The organism is Paraflavisolibacter caeni (genome assembly GCF_025628885.1).
GTDB classification, from domain to species: Bacteria; Bacteroidota; Bacteroidia; order Chitinophagales; family Chitinophagaceae; genus Flavisolibacter; species Flavisolibacter caeni.
Map to the genome: position 1 here is coordinate 930,332 of NZ_JAOTIF010000001.1, position 25,651 is coordinate 955,982.

Here is a 25,651-nt window from a genome sequence, read left to right on the forward strand (position 1 = left end):
TTTGTATGTAAGAGAAACTAATTTGCGGAGCAAAGGTAGGGGAGGAGGGGTGTTAAAAAAAGAAACCTACCTGCAAATGAAAAACTGTATCATCAGAAGATATCCCATAAGTGCCGTTGAGCCAAAGTCTATCGAATGGAGCGATGACAATTCCTGGTCCGTAGCCAACGTGCCATTTATTTGATTTTTCGCCGGGCTGCCAAACTCTTCCGTGATCAACAAAGCCAAGAAGACCAATTGTGCCATTGAAGGCATAGCTTCGAACTTTTATTAGCCAGCGTAGTTCATTATCGTTGTAAAAAGTTGTTTTCCCATAAAATCGCTCTCTAAGGTGCCCTCTTAGATTCTCATTACCTCCAAGGCGGTTCAATTGGTAAAACTCTGCTTTCCCGTTTAGTGTAGCGCCTCCTGCACGAACCGCAAATGACAGGTTATTTAAAATTGGTAAATAGAGTGCAAGGGAGGAAGTATAACGAGTAAAATTTCTGCTACTGATCTTTGTATTTTGCGAATAGCTTACTCCTGCCATGAAATTAATTCCCCGGGTGGGTGCCTTTGGATTATTTAATTTAATGTAGTTGTAGGCAACCTCAGCACCCGTGAAATATTTTTGTTGCATTTGAATTGGCGTGATGTTGGACGCCATGCCAATAAATTTATCTTTATCATCCAGAATCTTAATAACCTGGTAGTAGGGCCGGAATTGTACGAAGTGAGATGATTTGATCAAGCGGTTAAATGCAAACCCCGTATTGAATTCATGTATACTCATGCGATAATAACGATTCGGATTATTTGAACGTTCCGTGTTATTGCCCACACCAAAAAAGTATACTACGAAAGGAAACTCTGCCCGTGCACCAACATCGAAATTCCACTTCCCAACCAGTTGGGGTAATGTTGTACGGTATTCTACGGCGAGCCCACCACGGGTAATTGTATAGTATCCAATCAGGCTGTGCTCTACTCCAAATGGCTTTTTACCCCATTTCTCCTTACGGATGGCATAGCCAATACCCAAACGGTTGCCAGGTTTCATTGTGAAACCACTTTTATCCAGTTTGAAGGCGTCGTAGTGATAGTCATTTACATTTGAGTTGTAAGAAATGTGTACTTTGCCCGAAGTCTGGAAGCCGGAGCCTTCTGTGTCGTAAATTTTTGGTTTCATTTTTTCTCTGCCTTCGGATTCGTCATTTATTGAATCTCTTCCAGGACCAGGAATCAATCTTATTTTGGTTTTATTTTGTTTGTATTCTTTTAATTTATAAACGTCATTATCATCCAGTCCATAAATTCTGATTTCCTGAGTTTCCTTAGGGAGGAATATCCTATGATAATAGGGCTCTTTATCAACACCAACTTCATTAACCCCAAAAATCTTTACGGATGTTTCTTTATTATCGAGCTTTTCTACTTCAAACAGGTCTTTTTTAGCTGTGCCGGTGATATCTATGTTGGACGCTAAAAATCTGTAATATTCATCTGCATATTTAACAAGGTGGTTTCTTCTTGACTTCAACTTGTCGATGATCTCCTGCCCGGAAATTGGGAATACTTCCGGGGGCAATTGTCTAACGGCTTGTTCAATAACAGTGTCGGTTAAGGCATGCTGGAGGTCTTTGGCGATGTCGGTCCATTGCTTGCGGGTAACTTCATTTGTCAATTTTTTATCAAGGTGGCGTGCGGAAAAATTGTATTCCCTAATATTTGCGATTTTGTAATCAAAGGATTCCAAATGGCCGAGGCCGGCAGCTTTCAATGCAATGGATAGTATACTGCCATCGAATTTTGTGTATAGTTGATCGCGATCACGGGGAATTGGTTTGTATATTGTATCTTCCCCTACCTGAAACGAAGCCCACCGCCATTGGTCTTCATGCCGGCCCCAGTCGCCAACGAACATATCGAATAGCCTGGCTTTTACAAAAGCGAGTTGGTCAACTTTGTGGTGATAATCCTGGCCAATAATTTTAAAGAGGTCGTCTGTGCCTATTACATTTTTAGAATTTCCGAAGTTGGGGGCATCTTCCTGATTGCCGCTTGGGTGTTCTTCGAAAAGGCATAGGGTATTGCCAATATTTGCATTGAATAAACCAAGCCTTTTACTGTAAGGGACAAAGACAATTTGTGGGTTGGTATGATAAATACCAGCTGCTTCAATCATTTTAGGGACAGTAAGGGCAGCGTAAGGATGCGCAATGGATGCCTGGTCGATAGCAATCGTTTCCAGGAAACTGCCTTTGCAAATCTCGGGAAGCACACCGCTGAAGTCTTTGACTACTGAGCGGAGCACATAATTCTTGCCTTTATCATTTTCCAGGTGTAAAGTTGTGGATTGGCTACCTCCGCCCAGTTTTACAGGATTCAACCCACCGGCTACTGTATCAAGGTTGATAACCGGTACTGTGACAGGGGTTGCCCATTCTGCCCTATAGTGCCGGCCCCAAAGCGCCTGGGAGGTTTTGTCTATGTCGTACTGCTTTCCAGCGATGACTGTTTTTGTCTTTACCTCCGGGATAGCAGTCTGTGCATTTGCTACTGCTGAAATCAGGAAAAAAATGGATAGAAGAGTGCAGCTTGAAAAATAACTTCCATGATTGGACCTCTGTTTAACAGAAGCGAGCATAACTGTTCTCTCCTTAAATTTTCCGGTGAGCGCCATTTCAAATAATTTATAATCCTGCCTGCGAAGGGTTGATAAGCTTTTATAATCTTAAAAAAATCTTGCCAGAAAACTGGGAGTTTAAAGTACTGTAGGGATGAACAGTAAAAAATAGAAGTATGATTTTTTACGATGGTTATAATATGCTTATGAGGCACATCAGTAAAACCAAAGTTTCTGATCTTTATTACTGTTTCATAAAGGGTAGGATCAATAGGTTATCAGCAATAGAATTTAGAGCATAAAATAATTTCAACCAAATGTTTAATATTTGTTATATGTATTCTGCATTATTTGAGAATCACTAATTTGCTATTATTGGTTAATATGTATTTTATTTTATTTAATATTTCTTTGGTTATAGTTATTAATATCCTATGGACAGCTTTCAATTCATGTTTATTTCTTCTTTCTCGGTTTTGATTCCATTATTTTTTGTCATCGTTAATTTCAAGAAGATTGAACGTAATTTTTATCCATTAGTCTGTTTGTTATTTATAAATATGATTAATGAAATAATTATCTGGATATCACTTGGAACGAAGTTTATAGATGGGAGTCAAGTATATAATGTATATTTTTTATTTGAGGCGCTTATTATTACCTGGCAATTTAAACGATGGGGGCTGTTTCATTCAAAGAAATGGTTGTTATTCCTTTTTGTTTCTCTGTATTTGGTTGCCTGGATAAGCGATGGTTTGTTTTTTGCTCCTGAAGGAAGATTATATTCTTATTATATTATTTTTTATTCCTTCCTGGTTATTTTGATGAGTTTGAATATGCTATACTATATATTTAAGGAAGATTCTCTTCAAATAGTTGATCATCCTATATTTATTATAAGTATTACGTTCCTGTTCTTTTTTGTATATACAATCATTACCGAGGTGCTTACCATTTACCCTAAAACGAGTGTTGATTTCAGATGGAATATATTAAACCTCCTAAATGTGATCAATATACTATGTAACATAGGATATGCCTTTGCCATTTTCCAATTAAGTAAAAGGCAAAAGTTTTATATGACCTTGGAGAGGGAAGTCGTTTATGAAAGGACCAAGGCAAATTGACCTATAACAGAGCTTTATTTAAATGTGTTGATGATTTTAGAGAGGGGCATAGAGCCTTCATAGCCCATGATCAATTGGCCTTTTTTGTTATAAAATGCCAGGTAGGGGAAATTTTTCACAGCATAAAAGGAAGGCATAATATAATATAAGTCCTTACCAATAGTGACGTTGGGTATTTGATTAAGGCCATATTTGTCCACAAAGGCATTCATTTCTTTTATGGAATGCAGGGTGGCCATAATAATAGTTATGTTTTTCAGTTCATCCTTTCTTTGAACCATTTCTTCGGCTGTATGTTGGCAATGGCTGCAGTCGGGGCTGAAGAGCATGAGTAGAACTGGTTTGTTTTTAGGAATATCTTTTTTTGTGTATTTAGTAGTGCTATCTGCCAAGAGTAATTGTATGGGTGGCAGATTGGGAAAGCGTTTAAATGGAGGCAGGGTGCTGTCAACCTGGGCGTAGGAGGCAGAACTTAGGAGTATCAGACAAAAAAGGATGATTTTTTTCATGCAACAAAGAAAGGTTTTTATTGAGGAAAATGGTTAAATGGGAATAATAACATACGATTGCTTCAACTATTGTGGATTAGGTTGGAGAAATATTAAAATCTGCAAACTAAAAAAAGTCCGGTTTGTCACTTTCACTCTTTTTGTCATAGTTTTGCCGACTGATTTTTTAATTCTAAATAGTAATTAGAGATTTTTTTATGGCATCTACTTCAGATATCAGCCGCGGTTTAATCATCAAGCTCGACGGTAGCCTTTACAAAGTGATTGAGTTTGGAGAAAACAAAACAGCGCGTGCTGCTGCAAAGGTTTGGGCTAAACTGAAAGGTGTGGATAACAACCGCACTATTGAGCAAACCTGGAACAGTGGGGATAATATTTTCCCTGTTCGCGTAGAAAGAAAAGAGTATCAATACCTGTATAAGGACGATACCGGCTATAACTTCATGGATAATGAGACATTTGAACAGGTGGCTGTACCGGAGACTATGGTAGATGCTCCCCAGTTTTTAAAGGAAGGCCAAAATGTCTCAGTATTGTTTAATACAGAGACTGAGCAACCAATGAGCGTGGAACTTCCGGACAAAATTGTTGTTCTAGTAACTTACAGTGAGCCAGGTATGAGAGGTGACACGGCAACGCGTACTTTAAAACCAGCAACTGTGGAAACTGGTGCAACGGTGATGGTTCCTTTATTTGTGAATGAAGGAGAGATGATCCGTGTGAACACGAAGACCGGTGATTATGTTGAAAGAGTAAAATAAACTTCTTATTAATGATTTGGTGATAGAAAAAGAGCTTTTGTGAGCTCTTTTTCTATATTGCATTCAAAAAGTATTTGCTAAGGGGCAAACACTTATGCACTGCAAATCATTTAATCATTTTAGTGTAGAAGTTCTAACTTAGCCCACCTGTTTAAACCAAAATCAAACAAAATTGAAACAAATGGATTTCAAGCAAATTCAGGAGTTGATCAAATTGGTCAACAACTCAAATATTGGAGAAGTAACGGTAGAACAGAAAGATTTTAAAATTACTATTAAATCCAAAGAAGAGCATTTTACCCAGGTAATGGCAACAGCAATGCCGCAATCATTTCCTGCTGTTTCTTTGCCATCCCAGGCGCCGCAACAAGCGTTGCCAGCTGCTCCTGCCCCAGAAAAACAAGCATCGAGTGCACCAGAGGTCAGCAATCTGCTGACTATCAAAAGTCCTATGATTGGTACTTTCTATCGCAGACCTTCACCCGACAAGCCTGACTTTGTAGCTATTGGTGATGAAGTGACTCCTGGTAAAGTTGTGTGCATTATTGAAGCTATGAAGCTGTTTAATGAAATTGAAAGTGAAGTAAGGGGTAAGATTGTAAAAATACTGGTAGATGATGCTTCACCAGTGGAGTATGATCAGCCGCTCTTTCTTGTAGAGCCAATGTAATTCATTGGCAAATTAGAAAATGTGAAGTAGTAGGTGTTTTTTTTCACATTTTACTTGATTCATCCAACGATTCGTATTGTGAAAAACTGGAAAGTATTGAAAAGTTTGCACTTGCTAATCAATTATCAAACCTGGAACTTCTATTAGTGCAAACATAATGGGAGCGCAAAATGCAGAAAGTAAAGCTGACTTTATTCACATAATGAAAATAGCTTTGGAATATGCATAATTCATTTTTACAGTTGCTCATTTTGACATTATCAAATTAAAAATCGTGTTCAAGAAAATACTTATAGCCAATCGTGGAGAAATTGCCTTGCGAGTTATCCGGACTTGCAGGGAGATGGGTATCAAGACGGTTGCAGTTTATTCGACTGCCGATAGGGACAGTTTACATGTGAAGTTTGCTGACGAAGCTGTGTGCATAGGAAAACCGCAAAGCAGTGATTCTTATTTGAATATCCCTCATCTAATGGCTGCGGTGGAAATTACCAATGCTGATGCGATCCATCCTGGTTATGGATTCCTGGCGGAAAATGCAAAGTTTGCACAGATATGCCAGGATCATGGAATTAAGTTTATTGGACCTACAGCCGAAATGATCACCAAAATGGGTGATAAGATGACGGCAAAGGAAACCATGATCGCTGCGGGAGTACCGGTTATTCCTGGTAGTGAAGGCTTGTTGCAAAGCCTGGAGGAAGCTAAAAGCATTGGCAAGGAAATGGGCTACCCTGTGATTTTGAAAGCGACAGCCGGCGGTGGCGGAAAGGGGATGCGGATTGTATGGGAAGAAAGCGAAATGGAACGTGCCTATAGTACAGCCAGAGCAGAAGCTGGGGCGGCTTTCAAGAATGATAATATTTATATGGAGAAGTTCGTTGAAGAACCTCGCCACATAGAAATACAGATAGCTGGTGATCAATATGGTACAGTTTGTCATTTAGGTGAAAGAGACTGCTCTATTCAGCGTCGCCATCAGAAATTGGTGGAAGAATCACCTTCTCCTTTTATGACACCAGAATTGCGCCATAAAATGGGTGAGGCTGCTAAAAAAGCTGCTGCTGCTATTAACTACGAAAGCGTAGGGACTATTGAATTCCTGGTGGATAAACACAGGAACTTCTACTTCATGGAAATGAATACCCGTATCCAGGTTGAACATTGTGTAACAGAAGAAGTGATCAACTTTGATTTGATCAAAGAGCAGATCAAAATAGCCATGGGAGAAAAGATATCAGGAAAAGATTACGAACCTGCGATGCATGCTATCGAATGCCGCATAAACGCAGAAGATCCTTATAATGATTTCCGTCCTTCCCCGGGAAAGATCACTGTATTACACCAGCCGGGTGGTCATGGTGTGCGAGTGGACAGTCATGCTTATACTGGTTACGTGATTCCTCCATATTACGATTCCATGATTGGAAAGCTAATCACAGTAGCTCAGACCAGGGAAGAGGCTATTGATACCATGTACAGGGCTTTGAGTGAATATGTAATCGAAGGTGTTAAAACAACCATTCCTTTCCATTTGCAGTTAATGAAGGATGAGCGCTTCCGGTCGGGGAATTTCACAACCAAGTTTCTTGAAGATTTTAAAATGCAATAATAAAAGCCCCGGTTTTCGGGGCTTTTTTATGCATCCTTTTTTAAGGATCAATCGATTTATTATTGAAGTCAATCCAGGTTACATGTTTTTGTGAGGGTTACCCTTACCTTTCTGCCAGCCATAATGATTTCCGTTGTTGCCTTTTGACTTTTTGGCCTTGTAATTCTTATCATCATCGTCGCAATCTTTCCTATCATATCTTCTGTCTTCATACCTTCTTCGATCTTCATATCTTCTATTATCTCCGTTTATTTCGCGTAATCTTCTTGCTCTTTCATTATTCAGATCCCGTATGATGCGTTCTTTTTCTGCTGAGGACAGGTTTGGATTGTTGCGGATAGAACGAATCTTTGCATCATACTCCCTATTTATTTGTTCAGTCCTGGACCGGGATGTAGTGCCACTAGGATACCTGGTATCTCTGGGATTGTAAACCACTCTTCTGCCATCAGAACCCAGAATCACATCCTTAGGGTCGTTGGAAGGTGAGGATGTGCGTGAATCTTTTCGCTCGCCAAGAACGATTCTCTTGGCTTCTTCCATATCATTAGATTGTGCAAATGAAGTGGTGAATGCCGCAGCAGTAATCAAAAGGGTAACAATTTTCTTCATAGTTAACGATTAATGTGATGAAATGAAATCGAATCTTGTGCCAGAGAAAAATAAAAGAATAAATGTTGTGTTAAATGCGTATAGGGTTGATTGATTTTAACAATGGATAATGAATGGTTAATGATGAATGGGCAATGGTGGATGGTCAGGGTTTTACCAGAATGTTTTTGGCGACCTTTTCGCTTAGATGTAGCTGTTTTTTATTGATCACTACAATTAAAGACTGGTCATATTCATTCCTATCAAGGATCTTGATTTTGATAGCCGGCCTGATGTCAACTTTACTTAAATAGTCAAGAAAGGAATCGGCAGTTTCTGCAAAGCTTTGAACGATGTAGGTTTTTCCTAATTCCACTTCCTTAAGGGGGATTAATTGAACTTGCGTCAATTTGCCGTTTTTGTCTGGAATCGGATCGCCATGGGGATCTGATGCAGGAAAGCCAAGGAAAGCATCCAGCCTGTTTACCAGGTCCTCGGATTCTATATGTTCTAATTGCTCGGCCAACTCGTGTACTTCGCTCCACTGATAGTTTAGTTTATCTACTAAAAATACTTCCCAGAGCCTGTGCTTGCGAATAGTAAGCAGTGCTTTCTTCCTGCCTTTCTCAGTAAGGTGGATCGTTTTGTCTGGCATCAATTGCACCATTTTGCGGTCTGAAAGTTTCCGAACCATTTCCAGAACTGTTGCCGGGTTGAGATCTAATTCCTTGGCCAAAGCTATGTTATTCACTTTTTTAACCTGTTTGCTGCTGAGTTTAAAAAGCGCCTTCAAATAATTTTCTTCAGAGAGGTGTGCAAAATGTGACATAAGCAAATTTATAGGGTTAGGTTGTAGGATTTTATTTGGCATGCCAAATAAAATGTATTTGGAAATTCATATAATGACTTAATTTCGATTTATGAAACGAAATACCAACATTGTATGGGTGGGTCTATTATGCCTGTTTTCCCTTGGTGTGCAGGCACAGTCTATACTTGTAAAAGGAAGGGTTAGCAGTGAAGGCAAGGCATTGCCGAATGCGACTGTTTCTGCCAACACTCAAAAAATCATTTCCGATTCCAGCGGTTTTTTTCAGTTCAAGCTTCCGGAAGGAAAGCAAACCCTTCATATTACAGTAGTGGGCTACGAGCCTTACCATAAAGTGGCTCAATTTTCGGAACATGATACTTCAACTCTATTGATTGATTTGAAACCTTCCAACGCTGTATTGGGAGAAGTCGTGATCACGGGCACAATGAGGGCTGTGCAAAAACTGGAAAGTCCAATTGCAGTTGAAGTTTACAATCCTCAGTTCTTTAAAAAGAACCCGGCACCAAGCGTGTTTGAAGCATTGCAAAATGTGAACGGAGTAAGGCCGCAAATCAATTGCAGTGTATGCAACACTGGTGATATTCATATCAATGGGCTTGAAGGGCCATATACAATGGTTACGATAGATGGTATGCCCATTGTAAGCAGCCTCTCATCTGTGTATGGGTTGTTTGGCATTCCAAGCCAAATGATTGAGCAGGTAGAAATCGTGAAAGGGCCTGCCTCAGGTTTGTATGGTTCGGAGGCTGTAGGAGGGCTGATCAATATCATCACAAAATCACCTGAGAAGGCACCCCTTTTCAGTGCCAATGTTATGAGCACCAGTTGGCGAGAACATAGTGTTGACCTGGGCTTTCGCTGGAAGATGGATAAAATATCTTCTTTGCTGGGTGTCAACTATTTTAACTATCAAAATCCTGAGGATCGTAATGGCGATAATTTTACAGATGTAACCCTACAACACAGGATTTCTGTTTTCAATAAGTGGAGTCTACAGCGCAAGTTTAACCGCATGGCTACTATTGCTGCCCGATATTTTTATGAGGACCGGTGGGGTGGTGAAATGCAGTGGAATAAAGATTTTAGGGGTAGTAATCAAGAATATGGAGAAAGTATTTATACAGGCCGATGGGAACTGATTGGAAACTACCAACTGCCTGTGATGGAAAAGCTGATGTTTTCTTTCTCAGCCACGGCACATGATCAGAATTCATATTACGGCACTACGCCCTATATGGGAAAACAGAAGATCGTTTTTGGTCAACTGGTTTGGGATAAAGAGTTGTTGCCGATGCACAATTTCCTGGTGGGCGCTGCGGGACGTTACAATTACTATGATGATAATTCTACTGCAACCATTGATACTTTAACCAGGGACAACCGCCCTGAGAAGTACTTTCTGCCCGGTGTTTTTGTGCAAGATGAGTGGAAATTAGATGGCAATAAGGTTTTGTTGCTAGGTATGCGGTATGATCATCACCCAGTTCATAAAGCGATTTTAACACCAAGGTTTGCATTTAAGTGGAGCCTGGATGAAAAGCAAGTATTGAGGATGAATACAGGAACCGGATTCAGGGTGGTGAATTTATTTACAGAAGAGCATGCCGCGCTAACTGGCGCAAGGTCAGTTGAAATCAAGGAAGCTCTAAAGCCAGAGAAGAGCTACAATGTTAACCTGAATTATTCAAGGCAGTTAGGCAACCATTCAAACCGGTTTAACCTGGATGTGTCGGCTTGGTATTCATACTTTTACAACCAGATCATTGCAGATTATAATACAGATCCGCAAAAGATCATCTATGATAACCTGCATGGGCATGCACTTTCTAAAGGTTTTACCTTGAATCTGGATATGAATATCCAACAGAGATTGAAAGGAAATCTTGGCTTTACTTACCTGGATGTTGCTAAGATAGAAAGAAATGGATCGGGCAAGAAGGTTAAGGAAAGGCCGATGTTGACAGAGCGATGGAGTGGCACATGGGCGCTTACGTATAATTTTCCATCTCCAGGTATTACTTTGGATTATACTGGTAATGTATATGGGCCGATGCGCCTGCCACTTATTAATGCTTTAGATCCACGCAGACCAAATTCTGAAGTTTGGAGTATTCAAAACATACAAGTTACGAAGTGGATATCCAGGCAGGTAGAAGCTTTTGGTGGAATCAAGAACCTGTTGAACTGGACACCGGCAAAAAATAATCCTTTTATTATTGCACGGGCGCAAGATCCGTTTGACAAGAAAGTTGAGTATCATACAGATGGAAGTGTTAGGGCTTCTCAAGAGAATCCTTATGCGCTGACATTTGATCCTTCCTATGTATATGCGCCTAACCAGGGATTAAGGTTTTTCGCAGGAGTAAGGGTAAATGTAAAATGATATTCTCTAGCTTCCAGAGGGGGAGTTTAGGAAGAACGTTTGGTTTTTGAACAGGTTAGGGAAATGAAAAGCCGGAAGTTGTTAGCTTCCGGCTTTTTGTCATTATGTGAGATGAATTAAACCACTTTTGTGATCTTGATCACGTTTGTAGGCAGATGCAGTTGCACAGGGGTGCTTCCTGTATTCACAACAATATTACCTTCTTTCAAGAATCCTCTTTCTTTCAGGATATCGATCTGGTCATAAACGATATCGTCAAGGCTTACTTCTTCACCATAGTAGAAAGCACGTACGCCCCAGCTTAAGCTTAACTGGTTGACAAGAGTTTTTTCTTTAGTGAAGACAAACAAAGGAGATTTAGGACGGTAACTGCTTAGGATAAACGCAGTATAACCACTTTGCGTCATACCGATGATGGCGTCTGCATTTACATCGTGGGCTATTTTACATGCATTGTAACAGATAGCGTCGCTCAGGAATGAGGGAGATTTTGGTTGAGGTCTCAGATCTTCTTCACGGTTGTAGCGGTATTCTGTTCTTTCTACTTCCATGATGATTTTTTTCATTGTTTGAACAACCAGGGCAGGGTGTTGGCCAGTAGCTGTTTCGCCACTTAACATTACCGCATCTGCGCCTTCAAGCACAGCATTTGCAACATCTGTGATTTCGCTACGGTTAGGCTTGATACGGTCGATCATGCTCTCCATCATCTGTGTAGCTACGATAACGGGCTTAGCACGGTGGATACATTTACGGATAATATCACGCTGAGCCATTGGAACTTTTTCTACAGGCAGCTCAACACCGAGGTCGCCACGGGCCACCATTACGGCATCAGATTCCAGGATAATATTCCTGATATCTTCAAGGGCAGAAGGCATTTCGATCTTGGCGATCACTTTGGATTTGCATCCTCTTTCTGCCAGCCTTCTTTTCAGGTCGATGATATCATCAACTTTCCGCACAAACGAAAGTGCGATCCAGTCTACCTCCTGGCCTATAATAAATTCCAGGTCAGCAAGGTCTTTTTCAGTAAGTGCCGGTAAAGAAATTTTTGTATCGGGAAGGTTAACGCCCTTTTTAGGTCTCAGTATACCTCCGTATGTAACGATCACCTTCACATCTCCTTCAGCTGTTATTTCAGAAACAACAACCTCCAGCTTCCCATCATCAATCAGGATTTTGTTTCCAATTTCCACGTCCTGGTGGAGGTTGGGATAGGAAACATAGATTTTTTGTTTAGTACCAACAACTTTTTCTTTGGAAGTAAAAGTGAGCACATCGCCGGGCACTATTTCAAGGCCATCATTTTCTATTTCGCCAACGCGAAGTTTAGGACCTTGCAAGTCGGCCAAGATAGAAATGTTGTACGGCTCCTTTTTATTGATTTTGCGGATGTGTTGGATCACCTCTGCTTTATTCTCGTGAGAACCATGGGAAAAGTTGAGGCGGAAAACGTTTACGCCTGCTTTTACAAGTTCTAATAATTTTTCATATGTATCACAGGCTGGTCCTACTGTGGCAACAATTTTCGTGCGATGAAAGGAGTGCTCAATACCTGCCTGCATATCCATTTCTTTATGCAGATACTTTTCTAAATTTTGTGACATATTAATACTAACCTTTAACAGGAAGATTTTGGCGCATCTGCTTTATTGCAGAGTGCTTTGGTTTTAAAATAGATTTTAATGAACTTTTTGTTTCTACAAAAAATGTCCCAGCTTATATGATTGAAGGCGGTGTTTTCGTGCTGAAATTAACTGGCCAAAATTTTAACAATTTTCATCCATTCTTCGCTAATGGTTCCTTTCTTTTTGCCTACACTATCCAGCGGAATGTAATTCATTCTATTATTCTGAATGCCTACAAAAACATTGTGCCTGCCTTCGATCAGGCATTCTACGGCATGATAACCCATGCGGCTAGCAATTAGTCGATCTATGCCAGTAGGAGAACCTCCTCTTTGGATGTGGCCTAAGATACAAACGCGAGCATCGATATTCGGCATCCGTTCTTTTACCAGTCTTGCTACTTCGTTGGCACCACCAATTTCATCACCTTCAGCTACAACAATAATGTTTACAAGCTTTCTTCTTCTTTCTTTTTCTACTAAAGAATCGATGATAGCATTTATATTAGTCTTCCGCTCGGGAATAAGGATATTTTCTGCTCCCGTAGCAATACCGCTGTGCAGGGCTATGTAACCAGCATCTCTGCCCATTACCTCTACAATAAAGAGCCGGTCATGAGCATCGGCGGTATCGCGTATTTTATCGATGGCTTCAATGGCAGTATTAACAGCAGTGTCAAAGCCGATAGTGAAATCAGTTCCTGCAATATCTTTATCGATGGTACCTGCAAGGCCTATGCAGGGGATGTCGTATTCTTTACTCAGGGCCATGGCTCCTTTAAATGAGCCATCTCCGCCTATTATAACGAGGCCGTCAATACCTCTTCTTTTTAAAACTTCGTAAGCTTTTTTTCTACCTTCCGGTGTATAAAATTCTTTACAACGTGCAGTTTTCAGAATTGTTCCGCCTCGTTGTATGATATTAGCTACAGAGCGGGATTCCATTTTAAAGATATCATCCTCAATCAATCCCTGATACCCTCTCATAATTCCAAATACTTCCAATCCATAGAATAACCCTGTGCGAACAACTGCCCGTACAGCTGCGTTCATTCCCGGGGAGTCACCACCAGAGGTTAACACAGCAATGCGGTTAACTTTCTTTTGCATTTGTATTTTAATTTCTTATAAGAATTAAATTTTACCGACCCCTGGTCAAGTAGGGGCCAAAATTAAGGTATTGTGTCTATTAAGCAACTAAGGTTAAAATCATGGGTTAGATATGATTTTTGTTAATATAATTAATAATTGAGTAGAATACGTAAGATTTTATGAGTGACAGTTGGTTTCATGTTGGTCTTTATTATTTTTAAGTATGCAAAAAATATTGATTACTGGTGCCAATGGCTTTATTGGTCAAAATCTTGTCCAAAAGCTGTTATTGAAAAAAAATATAATTATTGCTACGGGCAAAGGGGCGAGCCGGCTTCCATTTGATACTGCGCAATTTGTTTTTGAGTCAATGGATTTTACAGATGAAGTTTCAGTGGAAGAAGTATTTCAGAAGCATCGACCGGATGTAGTTGTTCATTGCGGTGCCTGGTCTAAGCCTGATGATTGTGAGCTGAACAGGGAGGAGGCCTATAAGGTGAATGTAACAGGAACGATACATTTGTTAAAGAAGGCTGCTCAACTCCGGAGCTTTTTCATTTTTCTTTCCACTGATTTCATCTTTGATGGTGTACAAAATATTTATAGAGAGGAAAGTGCAGCTGACCCGGTAAATTATTATGGGCAGACGAAGTTTTTGGCTGAGGAAGAGGTTAAAAAATATCCATATGATTGGAGTATTGTACGTCCGATATTGGTATACGGCAAGTGCCTGAAGGGGCGACATAATATTGTGAGTATGGTTGCCGAAGCACTTCAAGAGGGAAGGGTAATCAGTATTGTAGATGACCAGGTGCGAACGCCAACTTATGTTGAAGACCTGGTAGATGGAATAATAAGTATTATTGAGAAGAGGTGTACTGGAATATTTCATCTTTCCGGGGAAGAGGTGTTAACTCCTTTTCGCATGGCATGTGCAGTTGCCAGGTATTTGGAGAAGGATGAAAGTTTGGTGAAACGAGTAACGGCAGATAATTTTCAACAACCAGCCAAGCGGCCGGGGCGGACAATTTTTGATTTGAGTAAGGCCAAGAGGGAGTTGGCGTATCAGCCAGTTACGTTTGAAGAGGGGTTGAGGAGAACCTTGGGAATGACGAGTGGGGGAGAAGATAGATGAGGGGATGAGTTTGGAGTTTGAGGTTTGGAGTTTGGAAGGGACAAAATCTGTTTCGTGCTTCAGGTATGCTTCAGCTATACTATAGGTATGGGTGGGTTGGATAAGGGGATAGTAGGGCGTAGGTATACTTTAGATACGGGGTTGATCCGGAGTAGTATAGGAGTGGTCGAGGAGGATGTAGTTAGGATGTACGGCTAATGTTTACTATAACTCTACTATAAGTTTACTATAACTTTACTGTAAGTTTCCTATAAGATTACTATAAGGGACAATTGGAATGACGAATCGGGGAGGAGAAGATGATTGATGATAGATGGTAATGGGGATTTGGGAATTCGGATTTCGGAATTTGGATTTGAAGGGTTTATTTGAAACAGCTATAATATTTTTCTTTTCATGGTAGAATACGGTCAGTTAAAACAACATGTTCTCAAAAGAGTGCCCTTTACAGAGGATGAACTCATTGAATTTTGCAGTTGCTTTAAGAAAGCGATCATCAAGAAAAGGCAGTTTATAGTACAACCTGAATTCACGGCTAAGCATAGATATTATGTGGTGCATGGTAGTTTCAGGGCTTTTGTAATAGGCGATGAGGGCCAGGAGCATACTATACAGTTTGCTATCGATGACTGGTGGATCACTGATTATAACAGTTATATTTTTCAGCAGCCAGCCACTATGTTTGTAATGGCCCTGGAAGATAGTATTGTGTTGCAAATAGATTTTGAAACCGAACAGAAATTAAAAAGCGCAAATCATAAGTTTGAAACCTTTTTCAGGATTTTGGCTGAACGCACCGCAGCTTATATGGCTCGCAGGGTGATTACCAACCTTACGAAAACCGCTGAACAACGCTATCAATTGTTTTTAGAGCAATATTCAGATGTTGCAATGCGCGTCCCTCAATATGCATTGGCTTCTTTCCTGGGCATGACTACCGAATACCTTTCAAAGCTTCGGAAAAAGAGGACAATACAAAAAAGTTGAACTATTTCAACTTTTTTGCCTGATTTAGTTCGGGATAATTTACTAAACCAGTTCATTGATAGAAAGTGCTTGCCATGGTCAACTTTGTATTGTCAATTAAGGCAATACAGGATTAAAAGAATAAAAACAATTTGGTTATGGCTTCTCTTTCTAAAACACAGATTCTCATCATGGCGACTACAGCAGGGATATGCGTGGCTAATGTTTATTATAGCCAGCCTATTCTCAATGCTATTGCCCAAAGTTTTCATATTGATACTGAAAAAGCAGGCATCGTTTCTGTTTTATCGCAAATAGGCTACGGGGTCGGCTTATTTTTTCTTACACCAATAGGTGATATGATCGAAAGGAAAAAGTTGATTCTTTATTTGCAGATGGGGCTGATCGTATCACTATTACTGATGGCTTTTTCATTTCATATTTGGATGCTGTTTTTGGGGAGTTTTGCGATTGGTGCTTTCTCCGTTGTGGCACAAGTCGTCTTGCCTATGGCAGCGAGCCTTGTAACGGAGAATAGGGGAAAAGTAGTTGGGCAAATATTTACCGGTATTTTAGTGGGCATACTGTGCGCAAGGGTTTTTAGCGGCTTTATAACAAGCTGGCTAGGCTGGCAATATGTATATATTATTTCAGCGCTTATGGTATTGGGAACTGCTATTTTAATGCAGGCAGATTTCAGATCGGTACCTGAACGTTTTAATGGGACTTATACCGGGCTTTTGAAATCGACAATTGCGCAATTTGCCAGATTTCCACAACTGCGCCAGTCTGCGATAACGGGAATGTTGGCTTTTGGTACGCTCAGTGCTTTCTGGGTAACGCTTACTTTTTACCTAAGTGGTACACCGTTTCACTATTCAGCCTCAAGTATTGGGATGTTTGGGCTTCTTGCTGCAGCCGGTGCCCTGATTGCACCCATCTTCGGAAAGTTGGCCGATAAAGGTTCTACAACCAGGTCGTTGTTGTTCTCAACCAGCCTTACGTTTTTGAGTATTTTACTACTTAAACTATCTCCAGGGGCAATTGCCGCAGTATGGATTACCGTCATTTTACTGGATATCGGTGTGCAGGCAACCCAGGTAACTAATATTGCTATTATATACTCGTTAGATCATTTAGCCAACAGCAGAATTAATACAGTTTATATGACCAGTTATTTTATTGGAGGAGCTTTGGGTGCGTTCCTGGCAATACAATGTTATCATATTGGCGGCTGGGCGTGGTCTACCTCTTTAATGGCATTATTTGGATTACTTGCTGTTTTCAATGTTATCCTGCAGAGATTTATGAAAACTTCAGGAAACAGGCGTTGTGATCCAATCACTAATTAGAGATATTTTTGCAGATTAAATCAGCCGTTTTGGAAGCACCTGTTTTTTTGATTACTCCGCCTTTCACGCAACTTAATACACCTTATCCTGCTACCGCTTACCTTAAGGGGTTTCTAAACACGAAACATATTCCAGCATACCAGGCTGACCTTGGGATTGAAGTTACACTGGCACTTTTCTGTAAAAGTGGCCTGGAGCGGCTCTTTGCTCATATTGAAAGTAAACGAGAGGCTGTGGGTCGCCAACCAGGAGAAAGTTTTCTAAAGGTAGAAGGAAAAGAACAGTTGAATAACAGGAAAGGGGGAGCGCAAGTGTTGGAAAACGGATTGCAGTCACTTTCTACTAATGTGGAAAGGATCATTGCGTTGAAGGATGATTATATCAATACTATTGATGATGTGGTACTTTTTCTGCAGGGTAAGCGCCCAACACTTGCCCACCTGATCTGCAAAAGGGAATTTTTACCTGAAGCAGAGCGTTTTGCCCAGCTTGAGGATCTGCAATGGGCATTTGGGAGTATGGGTACGCAGGATATGGCCAAACATCTCGCTACTATGTACCTTGAAGATCTGAGTGATCTGATCAAGGAAACTGTGGATGAGCATTTCGGTTTCAGCCGTTATGCAGAACGCCTGGGCCGGTCTGCCAACTCGTTTGATGAATTATATGCTGCCCTGCAACAGGATTATACTTATGTCGATTATCTACTGATTGACCTTCTGCAACAAAAGATGGAGGCAATTCAGCCGAAACTGGTTGCATTTTCGGTGCCTTTCCCCGGCAATTTATATACTTCATTCCGTTGTGGGCAGTGGATACGGAAGCATTACCCTGGTGTTAAAGTTGTGATGGGAGGAGGATTTGCCAATACGGAATTACGTTCGCTCAGCGATCCCCGCGTGTTTGAATTTTACGATTATGTCACACTCGATGATGGGGAAGCGCCTTTGGAGCAACTTATTGCATATATAGATGGGAAAAAATCTTTTCAGGAGCTAAAACGGACATTCACACTTGTTGATGGAGTAGTTACTTATATCAATAATACAGCTTGTACTGACTACAAGCAGGGGCAGGTAGGTACGCCGGATTACAGCGATTTTTACCTGGATCAGTATATATCTGCTATTGAAGTCATCAACCCCATGCATAGCCTATGGAGCGACGGGAGGTGGAACAAATTGACAATGGCTCATGGTTGTTATTGGGGTAAATGTACTTTCTGCGATATTTCGCTGGACTATATCAAAAATTACGAGCCTATAACAGCATCCCTGTTGGTTGACCGCATGGAAGAAATCATTGCGCAAACCGGACAGAATGGTTTTCATTTTGTGGATGAAGCAGCACCGCCGGCCCTGATGAGAGCACTGGCCATTGAGATCATCCGCCGCAAACTGGTTGTTACCTGGTGGGCCAATGTGCGATTTGAAAAAAGCTTTACCCGGGATCTCTGCCTGTTGTTAAAGGCTTCGGGTTGTATTGCTGTGAGTGGCGGGCTTGAAGTGGCGTCAGACCGTCTGCTCAAGTTGATCAATAAAGGTATTACCGTGGCACAAGTGGCGCGGGTATGTAAACATTTTACTGAGGCCGGCATTATGGTACATGCCTACCTGATGTATGGCTTTCCTACACAAACCGAGCAGGAAACCATTGACTCACTCGAGATGGTTCGACAGCTTTTTGAAACGGGTGTTCTTCAATCTGCATATTGGCACCTGTTTACCATGACAGCACATAGCCCTATAGGATTGGAACCTGAGAAATTTTCGGTTCAAAAGCGGGTAGAAGTTATTGGTACTTTCGCTAACAATGACATAGAGCATATTGATCCATCAGGGGCTGAACATGAAAAGTTTGGTTATGGGTTGAATAAAGCCTTGTTGAATTATATGCATGCCAACTGTTTTGATTATTCCTTGCAGAAATGGTTTGACTTCAAGGTGCCTAAAACGAGTGTTGCCGCTGACTATATCAGGAAAGCGATTGAAGATCCGGAATACTCTTCGTTTAATGTAAACAGTAAGGTGATATGGCTGGGTAAGCAGCCGAAGACTGAAACTTTTGTAAAGTCAAAAAAAGGTAGCCAGTGGGAGGTGATGTCTCTTACCTTTCAAACTAAAAAAAATACACTTGCTATTCATGTAGAACCTGAAAAAGGAGTATGGTTAGAAAATATGTTGATTCAACTTAGTGTTTATAATCCTGCAACATTTACTGTTCAGATGATCAAAGCTGACTATGAAAAAGCAGGTTTGGAAGATTTTGAATTGTTCTGGGACAATAAACCTGTGAATACTCTATACAAAGCGGGACTTTTGCGGTTTTAATTATAAAAGACATGGCAGAACAATTCAAAAAGCACCTTGCAAAGTTTGTCAAAATCAATGAAGTGGATTTTCCAGAGATTCTCAATTTCTTTCAGCTCATTCATGTAAAGAAAAAGGAGAATTTGGTTACGGAAGGAAATATTTGCAGGTGTCAATATTTTGTACTTGAAGGTTGTTTGAGGATGTTCTTTATCAAAGAGAATGGGATAGAACAGACTACCCAGTTTGCGATCGAAAACTGGTGGATGACTGATCTCTTTGCATTTGAAAATCAAGGCCCTGCAACTTTTAACATACAGGCAGTAGAAAAGTCTGTTGTCTTAGCTATTGATTATCTATCATATGAAAAACTGCTCCAGCAATTCCCTCAAATGGAGCGATACTTCAGGTTTGTTTACCAGCGGGCATTTGCTTCTTCACAAATCCGGATGAAATACCATTATGATTTTTCAAAAGAGGAAATGTACCTACACTTCAGGGATAATTTTCCGGAGTTCCTCCAAAGAGTGCCCCAATACCTATTAGCATCATACCTGGGTTTTACACCAGAATATCTCAGTGAAATCAGGAATAAAACACGTTCTTAAACCAGTTTAATTTTTGGGGATTTTGTCTTGTATAGCTTGCAGTCAATTAAAAAGCTATACACATGGAACAAAGATTAAACATTCAAGAAGTTGAGCCTGCAGCGTATAGAGCAATGTTCGGTTTAGAGAAGTATCTTCAAGACACCCAACTTACCAAAACGCACAAGGAGCTTATTAAAATCAGAGCATCCCAGATCAATGGTTGTGCATTCTGTATCAATATACATACAAGAGATGCACTAAAAAATGGTGAAACTGCTCAAAGAATATTTTTGCTCAACGCCTGGAGGGAAACGGATTTGTTTACTGAGGAAGAACGTGTTATCCTGGCACTTACAGAAGAAATTACTTTGATTCATCAGACTGGATTGTCGGGAAGGATCTACGAAAAAGCAGAAAAGATTTTTGATAAAAACTATTTATCACAAATTATCATGGCTATTGTAACTATTAATGCCTGGAATAGGATCGCTGTCAGCACACAAATGGAACTTGAAAATTAAGTAAATATATATGTTACAGCTGCCATGTTTACATTGGCAGCTGTAACATATTATTACGCTTTAAATGATTAGTCGCTGTGTTGATACCTCTTATTATTCTTTGGTGGTGGCGCGGCTTTTGAGTCCAGAAAAACTGCACCGCTGTAAGGAGTCATCTTGTACTGCTTTCCTGGAGCATAAACTGAACCTTTAAAGTCAATAAGAGAGCGATCAAGTGTTATGATAGAATCCTGCGTCGAAAAGTTATAGTGAAACTGAAAAGCCTTATCATCATTAACTCCAGGAGCAGCGAGCCTTAGGGCGTTGGCGGTATGGACATCATGACCAAACGCTTTTTCCCACTGCGCATTTGTATAATATCTTTTTTGCTCACTGCCTGCAACATAGGTGCCCCAAATGGCATATATCGCTGCGGAATCCTGATTGAATGGTCTTGCATAGATGTTCGAGTCGATGCCGTTATTAAGGTTGGTTCCTGCAGTGGCTCCACTTGCTTCATCTATCAGCCCGAGGTAAGCGGAATCTGCAGGTCGCACAAAGATTTTCATTACCCATTCGTTTCTTGCCCTGGCAATGACCGTATTGTGCTTAAACTGCAACTGGCTGATCATATTTTGATCTCCATCCAAATCGTTGCATATCCAAACCACCTGCCGTTGCCCGATTGAAGATCCATAAAACAAGTTGTCATGTACATTGATGTTTTTGCTGTTGTGCAGGTAAAAGGCTCCATCTTTACAGTTACCTACGATATTATAGGCGACTTCCACATTATTACTTGAATTGTCCAGATATATGCCATAAGAGCGGAAGTCTTTACGGTTGGTACCCTCCGCATTTCCCAGCCCGTTCACAATTACGTTGTGCAAGACTTTACGGTTAGAGGCGGAGCCTCCATTACCGCTATAAGTACCGCCACCATCATCAATAACCAAAGTAAAGTTGGTTATATAGTTGGAGTCAATCATCACATCGGATGCGGTCCATCGTGTACCTACATAGCCAATAGAGTCAATGTAATTCCGTCTCAATGTATAATTACTCCTGGCACACCAAACACCAATAAGGGCCTGGGTACCAACCCCGCCCATGGTAGTCAATAAGCCGTTCCGTTTGATTGTGTTGCCATACACTGTAACACCTCTTGTATTTCTTGCATAAACGGAAACGTCATGACAGTCGGCTATAAAGTTTCGTAGTACCAGCCAGTTGTAATCAGCATCAGTATTGACTCCACAATGTAAACCGTTCAAACCGCAATATTGCACATCACAATTTTGCACTACTGTATTACTACTGCCATTTTTCGACCCCTGAAACGATATGCCATATTCGTTAGCGCCTTCAAAGCGAATATCATCTACTACAATATAACTTCTGTCAGTGGCAGTAAAGGTTTTTGCAATGGAAGATACTTTAATCGTGTAGTTTGCCGGCGTTGTTCCTGCTTTAAGGCAGATCCGCAGCTTTTTGGTTGATTTATCGTAATACCACTCCCCATGTACATCTAATGTTCTTGGGTCATTGCAAATGATATAGCCCCAATTATTTGGGAGGCCGGATTTTTTTTTGATCTTTTCCGGGTCAAAGGAAAGCCTTGAGCCACCGCCGGAGGCAATGTGCTGTGTAATAATGGCTGTATCAATCATGTAAGAAGCGTACTTAATGACGATGCGAGCCCCAGTCCAGTTGGTCGTTGTTGGCAATTCATTGTCTATGATGGCACTATCACCATCGTGGTTCTCATATTTCAAGTAGCCTCCCCAACTGCTTGTATGATTGGGATACCTACCCATTTCCATATCCCTGCCATCTACAGTCACAATTCTTAGCTCTGTAGAAAGGCCATTGTTGACCGGGTTGGTGGTTTCCCAAATATTTGGTACAGTTGAAATCTGAGTCCAGTTGCCGCTTGTTGTTTTAGATAAAGTTGTAAAACCGGTTATTATGGGCTTTGCTCCATTACCATAAGCACTAAAGACAATATTGTTGCCACTGGTACCAGACCCGCCGCAAGTAATAGAGCCGTAGAATGTGTCGCCTCGCTTAAAAAATACCCTGTCGCCAGGGTTCAAGTTGAGTGTGTTCAGCTTTTCAATGCTGGCGTAGGGGGCGGCTTGGGATCCATTGCCGGTGGCATCACTACCACGGTTTGAAAAGTAATAGTCAGTAGCATTGGCCTGAAGTGACACTATGATGAGTAATATTATGGTCAATTTATTCATGATGAATATTGTCTATGTCTGCATTCCTGCTGTTTACGTTACTGAGTTTGTAACGATATTTATGCCATATATATTTCTCAGTCGATAGAACTATCTATATTTTTCTTGTACCAAGGATTGGGAGCGGCCTATCGATTAACTAACCGTCTGGTGATGGTATCAGCATTATTGCGGGGAGTAGGGCTTCGGGGACTTATTAAGTTGTAGACATCGTTTTCGATGCGACTAAAACTTTTGCTGGTTTCGTCTTTTTATTTTTACCTCCCCACCAGATATAGAAACCTGTAACAGGCAGAGAAGCCGCAATCAGGCTGGTAAAGAACATTAATTATCAGAAAAAAGTTAAGTTCTTAAAGAAAAAAGTGATTAGTTGAAAACTATTCAAATTTATCAGGCCAGGGGATGTGGCTTTTTGAGTTTAATTGTTTAAATTACAGATTAATAAATCTTCAAGTGCGTTCTGACCTGCCCCTTCCGGAAACGCCCACACCATAATATCCTGTTTTCCTGTTTGGAATTTTGATACCCAATGATATCATTAGAATTCGGAAGTGAATATTTATTAAATACATAAACATTAAAAAAAATGGAAAAAGGTCAAATTCCGGAAGATCACATCATTTACATTACAGGAATTAAAGTAGTTGGAGGAAAAAAGCAATTGGAGATGACAAAAGATGGGGATGTAGATGATGCCCATAAGAATGATACTGTAACCTGGATTATCGAGCCAGAGTCGGGAGTAAAAGAAATTCAATACAGTAAGAAAACAGGGGATGATGTATTTAAGGATAAGCCTGCCAAGATCCAGGGTTCTGAAAATTGGAAGGGAAAGATAAAAGATAGATTGGATAAGCAAAAGGAAGAGGAAGATTACACTTTATACTTTATAACCACTAATGGTGATAAAGGTGATCATGACCCAAAGATTTCGGTCAACAATTAAAACTGAATTATGAGGTTTCAAGGAAGAGCATATTGCATATTCCTGGTCCTCCTTTGTTTTATAACCCATTTCGTTTCTGCCCAGGACCAAAAGGTGGCGGATAGCCTGGCCAAGATATATCGTGAAGGAGTACAAGATGATACAGATAAACTGGAGTTGCTCAGAAATTTGTCTTTCAATGAGGTGAAAGACCTTAATCTTGCTTTACGATATGCAGAAGAACTAATCAGCCTGGCCAAGAGACAAGGTAATTACATATACCTATACAGGGGGTATTTACAAAAGGGAAATAAAAAAAGATTGCTAGGCGATCTTGATGAAGCATTGGATGCTTATTTCAAGAGTGCGGAAGCAGCCAGCAAGGCAAACTTTCTCTCCGGGGAAGGAACCGCTTATGGAGCCATAGCTGATATTTATTCAATTTCCAATAATCAACGCAATGCAAGTCTTTATTATAATAAGGCCATTTCAACCCTGCGCCGATCGAAGGACTCTGTTGCATTAGCATCTGCTATTTCGAATGCTGGTGATGAATTGCTTAATACTAAGCATTATGATTCTGCTCTTTTGTATTTTAAGGAATCAAAAAGAATTTTTGAAAAGCTCAATTACCCTATAGGGTATGCCTACAGCCTAGGGAACATCGGAATGGTGTACGCTAATCTTGGCGTCAACCCTTTAGCTGAAAAATACATCAATGAGGCCATCGGGATTTTGGAAAATGCAGGAGATTATTATCCTATCTGTGAATATCTCCTCTCTATGGCTGATATCTATCGTGATAAAGGGGAGGATCACATCGCGCTGAACTATGCTCACAGGAGCCTGGAACTAGCCCGGCAGTACCGGCTGAAAGAACAGATCAGCGATGCTGATCTGAAGCTGTCTGAACTCTATGAACAAACCGGTAATCCAGCCGAATCCTTTAAATATTACAAGGATCATATTGTATACAGGGACAGCGTGAATGACATCAAATCTGTGCAGAAAATGGCTGACCTGCGTACAGATTATGAACTAGCCCAAAAGCAGGTAGAAGTGGATTTGTTGAACAAGAAGAAACAAAACCAGCAGATCATTGTGATTTCCCTTTTCATTATTCTTGGTTTGACGACAGTAATACTGGCCACATTATTCTGGTATTATAAAGCGATTTCAAGAGAGAAAGAAAAATCAGAGCTTTTGTTGTTGAATATTTTACCTGCTGAGACTGCAAAGGAGTTAGAGCAAAACGGGAAAGTAGAGGCAGTAAAGATTGACCAGGTTTCTGTGTTATTTTCTGATTTTATCGAGTTTTCAAAGTTAGCGGCACAAGTTGAACCAGAACAATTAGTGAAGAGCCTGGATTATTACTTTAAAGGATTTGATGAGATCGCAACCAGATATGGTCTTGAGAAAATAAAAACTATTGGTGATTCGTACATGTGTGCCTCCGGGCTTCATACCTCTGATCAAAAGAATGTAAAGCATGTAATCTATGCAGCAAAGGAAATGATCGAACTGGTGGACAACGAGCTGAACGCACCGGATGACATTATACATTTTAAAGTTAGAATCGGGATACACACAGGACCCGTTGTGGCGGGTATAGTGGGCACCAAGAAATGGCAGTATGATATTTGGGGCGATACCGTAAACATTGCCTCACGGATGGAATCTATGTCGAATCCGGGACGTGTGAATCTTTCGGAAACCACCTACCAGCAAATTAATGATGAGTTTTCTTGTGAATACAGGGGTGAGATTGAAGTAAAGAACCATGGGGCGTTAAAGATGTACTTTCTTGTCCAGTAAA

20 protein-coding genes are annotated in these 25,651 nt (G+C 40.6%); 13 read left to right on the forward strand and 7 right to left on the reverse strand.

From position 1 onward, the window contains the following. Positions 1-52: 52 nt before the first annotated feature. Both OCK74_RS03880 and OCK74_RS03885 read right to left on the reverse strand, forming a co-directional pair. Entirely contained in the window at positions 53-2,662 is a 2,610-nt protein-coding gene (locus tag OCK74_RS03880) for a BamA/TamA family outer membrane protein (protein ID WP_279295680.1), read from the reverse strand. A gap of 1,084 nt (positions 2,663-3,746) precedes the next feature. Continuing rightward, positions 3,747-4,241, reverse strand: coding sequence for a TlpA family protein disulfide reductase (locus OCK74_RS03885; protein WP_279295681.1), 495 nt, complete (start codon positions 4,239-4,241; stop codon positions 3,747-3,749). 197 nt (positions 4,242-4,438) lie between these two features. Between OCK74_RS03885 and efp the strand changes: the two genes are divergently transcribed. From efp to accC, 4 genes are all read left to right on the forward strand, one after another. Beyond that, positions 4,439-5,002 carry an elongation factor P gene (gene efp, locus OCK74_RS03890; protein ID WP_279295682.1) on the forward strand — a complete coding sequence of 188 codons (564 nt, stop codon included), beginning with the start codon at positions 4,439-4,441 and terminating at the stop codon, positions 5,000-5,002. A 181-nt stretch (positions 5,003-5,183) separates the two neighbouring features. Then, positions 5,184-5,672, forward strand: a complete 489-nt coding sequence (gene accB, locus OCK74_RS03895) for an acetyl-CoA carboxylase biotin carboxyl carrier protein (protein ID WP_279295683.1) — start codon at positions 5,184-5,186, stop codon at positions 5,670-5,672. A 124-nt stretch (positions 5,673-5,796) separates the two neighbouring features. Next, positions 5,797-5,901 (forward strand): four helix bundle protein, encoded by a 105-nt coding sequence (locus OCK74_RS27915; protein WP_423803133.1) that lies wholly within the window; start codon positions 5,797-5,799, stop codon positions 5,899-5,901. Between the two features lie 45 nt (positions 5,902-5,946). Next, on the forward strand, positions 5,947-7,284 hold the full coding sequence (gene accC, locus OCK74_RS03900) for an acetyl-CoA carboxylase biotin carboxylase subunit (protein WP_279295684.1): 1,338 nt from the start codon (positions 5,947-5,949) through the stop codon (positions 7,282-7,284). Between the two features lie 78 nt (positions 7,285-7,362). On the opposite strand, the gene OCK74_RS03905 is transcribed toward accC, so the two are convergent. After that, positions 7,363-7,896 (reverse strand): DUF1542 domain-containing protein, encoded by a 534-nt coding sequence (locus tag OCK74_RS03905; RefSeq protein ID WP_279295685.1) that lies wholly within the window; start codon positions 7,894-7,896, stop codon positions 7,363-7,365. Between the two features lie 145 nt (positions 7,897-8,041). Further along, the gene (locus tag OCK74_RS03910; RefSeq protein ID WP_279295686.1) at positions 8,042-8,704 is read right to left on the reverse strand and encodes a metal-dependent transcriptional regulator; all 663 of its coding nucleotides are present in this window, start codon (positions 8,702-8,704) and stop codon (positions 8,042-8,044) included. A gap of 91 nt (positions 8,705-8,795) precedes the next feature. On the opposite strand from OCK74_RS03910, the gene OCK74_RS03915 reads away from it, so the two are divergent. Then, positions 8,796-11,090 carry a TonB-dependent receptor gene (locus tag OCK74_RS03915; protein WP_279295687.1) on the forward strand — a complete coding sequence of 765 codons (2,295 nt, stop codon included), beginning with the start codon at positions 8,796-8,798 and terminating at the stop codon, positions 11,088-11,090. Between the two features lie 116 nt (positions 11,091-11,206). Here the strand turns inward: OCK74_RS03915 and pyk are convergent, their stop codons facing one another. Next, the gene (gene pyk, locus OCK74_RS03920) at positions 11,207-12,700 is read right to left on the reverse strand and encodes a pyruvate kinase (protein WP_279295688.1); all 1,494 of its coding nucleotides are present in this window, start codon (positions 12,698-12,700) and stop codon (positions 11,207-11,209) included. Between the two features lie 146 nt (positions 12,701-12,846). Further along, entirely contained in the window at positions 12,847-13,830 is a 984-nt protein-coding gene (pfkA, locus tag OCK74_RS03925; RefSeq protein ID WP_279295689.1) for a 6-phosphofructokinase, read from the reverse strand. Positions 13,831-14,035: 205 nt separating this feature from the next. Between pfkA and OCK74_RS03930 the strand changes: the two genes are divergently transcribed. From OCK74_RS03930 to OCK74_RS03955, 6 genes are all read left to right on the forward strand, one after another. Further along, positions 14,036-14,947: an SDR family oxidoreductase gene (locus tag OCK74_RS03930; RefSeq protein ID WP_279295690.1), complete on the forward strand. Its 912-nt coding sequence runs from the start codon at positions 14,036-14,038 to the stop codon at positions 14,945-14,947. 396 nt (positions 14,948-15,343) lie between these two features. Further along, complete coding sequence (locus OCK74_RS03935) at positions 15,344-15,934, forward strand: Crp/Fnr family transcriptional regulator (RefSeq protein WP_279295691.1); 591 nt, start codon at positions 15,344-15,346, stop codon at positions 15,932-15,934. A 137-nt stretch (positions 15,935-16,071) separates the two neighbouring features. Further along, on the forward strand, positions 16,072-17,265 hold the full coding sequence (locus tag OCK74_RS03940) for an MFS transporter (RefSeq protein WP_279295692.1): 1,194 nt from the start codon (positions 16,072-16,074) through the stop codon (positions 17,263-17,265). A 29-nt stretch (positions 17,266-17,294) separates the two neighbouring features. Then, complete coding sequence (locus OCK74_RS03945; protein WP_279295693.1) at positions 17,295-19,595, forward strand: B12-binding domain-containing radical SAM protein; 2,301 nt, start codon at positions 17,295-17,297, stop codon at positions 19,593-19,595. An 11-nt stretch (positions 19,596-19,606) separates the two neighbouring features. After that, entirely contained in the window at positions 19,607-20,182 is a 576-nt protein-coding gene (locus OCK74_RS03950) for a Crp/Fnr family transcriptional regulator (RefSeq protein WP_279295694.1), read from the forward strand. A gap of 62 nt (positions 20,183-20,244) precedes the next feature. Then, positions 20,245-20,685 carry a carboxymuconolactone decarboxylase family protein gene (locus tag OCK74_RS03955; RefSeq protein WP_279295695.1) on the forward strand — a complete coding sequence of 147 codons (441 nt, stop codon included), beginning with the start codon at positions 20,245-20,247 and terminating at the stop codon, positions 20,683-20,685. A 68-nt stretch (positions 20,686-20,753) separates the two neighbouring features. On the opposite strand, the gene OCK74_RS03960 is transcribed toward OCK74_RS03955, so the two are convergent. Next, entirely contained in the window at positions 20,754-22,910 is a 2,157-nt protein-coding gene (locus OCK74_RS03960) for a right-handed parallel beta-helix repeat-containing protein (protein ID WP_279295696.1), read from the reverse strand. 586 nt (positions 22,911-23,496) lie between these two features. Here OCK74_RS03960 and OCK74_RS03965 point away from each other — a divergent pair. Together OCK74_RS03965 and OCK74_RS03970 are read left to right on the forward strand one after the other, a co-directional pair. Continuing rightward, positions 23,497-23,856, forward strand: a complete 360-nt coding sequence (locus tag OCK74_RS03965; RefSeq protein WP_279295697.1) for a hypothetical protein — start codon at positions 23,497-23,499, stop codon at positions 23,854-23,856. A 9-nt stretch (positions 23,857-23,865) separates the two neighbouring features. After that, positions 23,866-25,650 (forward strand): adenylate/guanylate cyclase domain-containing protein, encoded by a 1,785-nt coding sequence (locus OCK74_RS03970; RefSeq protein WP_279295698.1) that lies wholly within the window; start codon positions 23,866-23,868, stop codon positions 25,648-25,650. The last annotated feature ends 1 nt before the right edge of the window (position 25,651 follow it).

Coding starts and splice junctions, on each gene's coding strand:
- OCK74_RS03880 (WP_279295680.1), bottom strand. CDS start 2,662: ATGGCGCTCACCGGAAAATTTAAGGAGAGAACAGTTATGCTCGCTTCT.
- OCK74_RS03885 (WP_279295681.1), bottom strand. CDS start 4,241: ATGAAAAAAATCATCCTTTTTTGTCTGATACTCCTAAGTTCTGCCTCC.
- efp (WP_279295682.1), top strand. CDS start 4,439: ATGGCATCTACTTCAGATATCAGCCGCGGTTTAATCATCAAGCTCGAC.
- accB (WP_279295683.1), top strand. CDS start 5,184: ATGGATTTCAAGCAAATTCAGGAGTTGATCAAATTGGTCAACAACTCA.
- OCK74_RS03905 (WP_279295685.1), bottom strand. CDS start 7,896: ATGAAGAAAATTGTTACCCTTTTGATTACTGCTGCGGCATTCACCACT.
- OCK74_RS03910 (WP_279295686.1), bottom strand. CDS start 8,704: ATGTCACATTTTGCACACCTCTCTGAAGAAAATTATTTGAAGGCGCTT.
- OCK74_RS03915 (WP_279295687.1), top strand. CDS start 8,796: ATGAAACGAAATACCAACATTGTATGGGTGGGTCTATTATGCCTGTTT.
- pyk (WP_279295688.1), bottom strand. CDS start 12,700: ATGTCACAAAATTTAGAAAAGTATCTGCATAAAGAAATGGATATGCAG.
- pfkA (WP_279295689.1), bottom strand. CDS start 13,830: ATGCAAAAGAAAGTTAACCGCATTGCTGTGTTAACCTCTGGTGGTGAC.
- OCK74_RS03930 (WP_279295690.1), top strand. CDS start 14,036: ATGCAAAAAATATTGATTACTGGTGCCAATGGCTTTATTGGTCAAAAT.
- OCK74_RS03935 (WP_279295691.1), top strand. CDS start 15,344: ATGGTAGAATACGGTCAGTTAAAACAACATGTTCTCAAAAGAGTGCCC.
- OCK74_RS03940 (WP_279295692.1), top strand. CDS start 16,072: ATGGCTTCTCTTTCTAAAACACAGATTCTCATCATGGCGACTACAGCA.
- OCK74_RS03950 (WP_279295694.1), top strand. CDS start 19,607: ATGGCAGAACAATTCAAAAAGCACCTTGCAAAGTTTGTCAAAATCAAT.
- OCK74_RS03955 (WP_279295695.1), top strand. CDS start 20,245: ATGGAACAAAGATTAAACATTCAAGAAGTTGAGCCTGCAGCGTATAGA.
- OCK74_RS03960 (WP_279295696.1), bottom strand. CDS start 22,910: ATGAATAAATTGACCATAATATTACTCATCATAGTGTCACTTCAGGCC.
- OCK74_RS03965 (WP_279295697.1), top strand. CDS start 23,497: ATGGAAAAAGGTCAAATTCCGGAAGATCACATCATTTACATTACAGGA.
- OCK74_RS03970 (WP_279295698.1), top strand. CDS start 23,866: ATGAGGTTTCAAGGAAGAGCATATTGCATATTCCTGGTCCTCCTTTGT.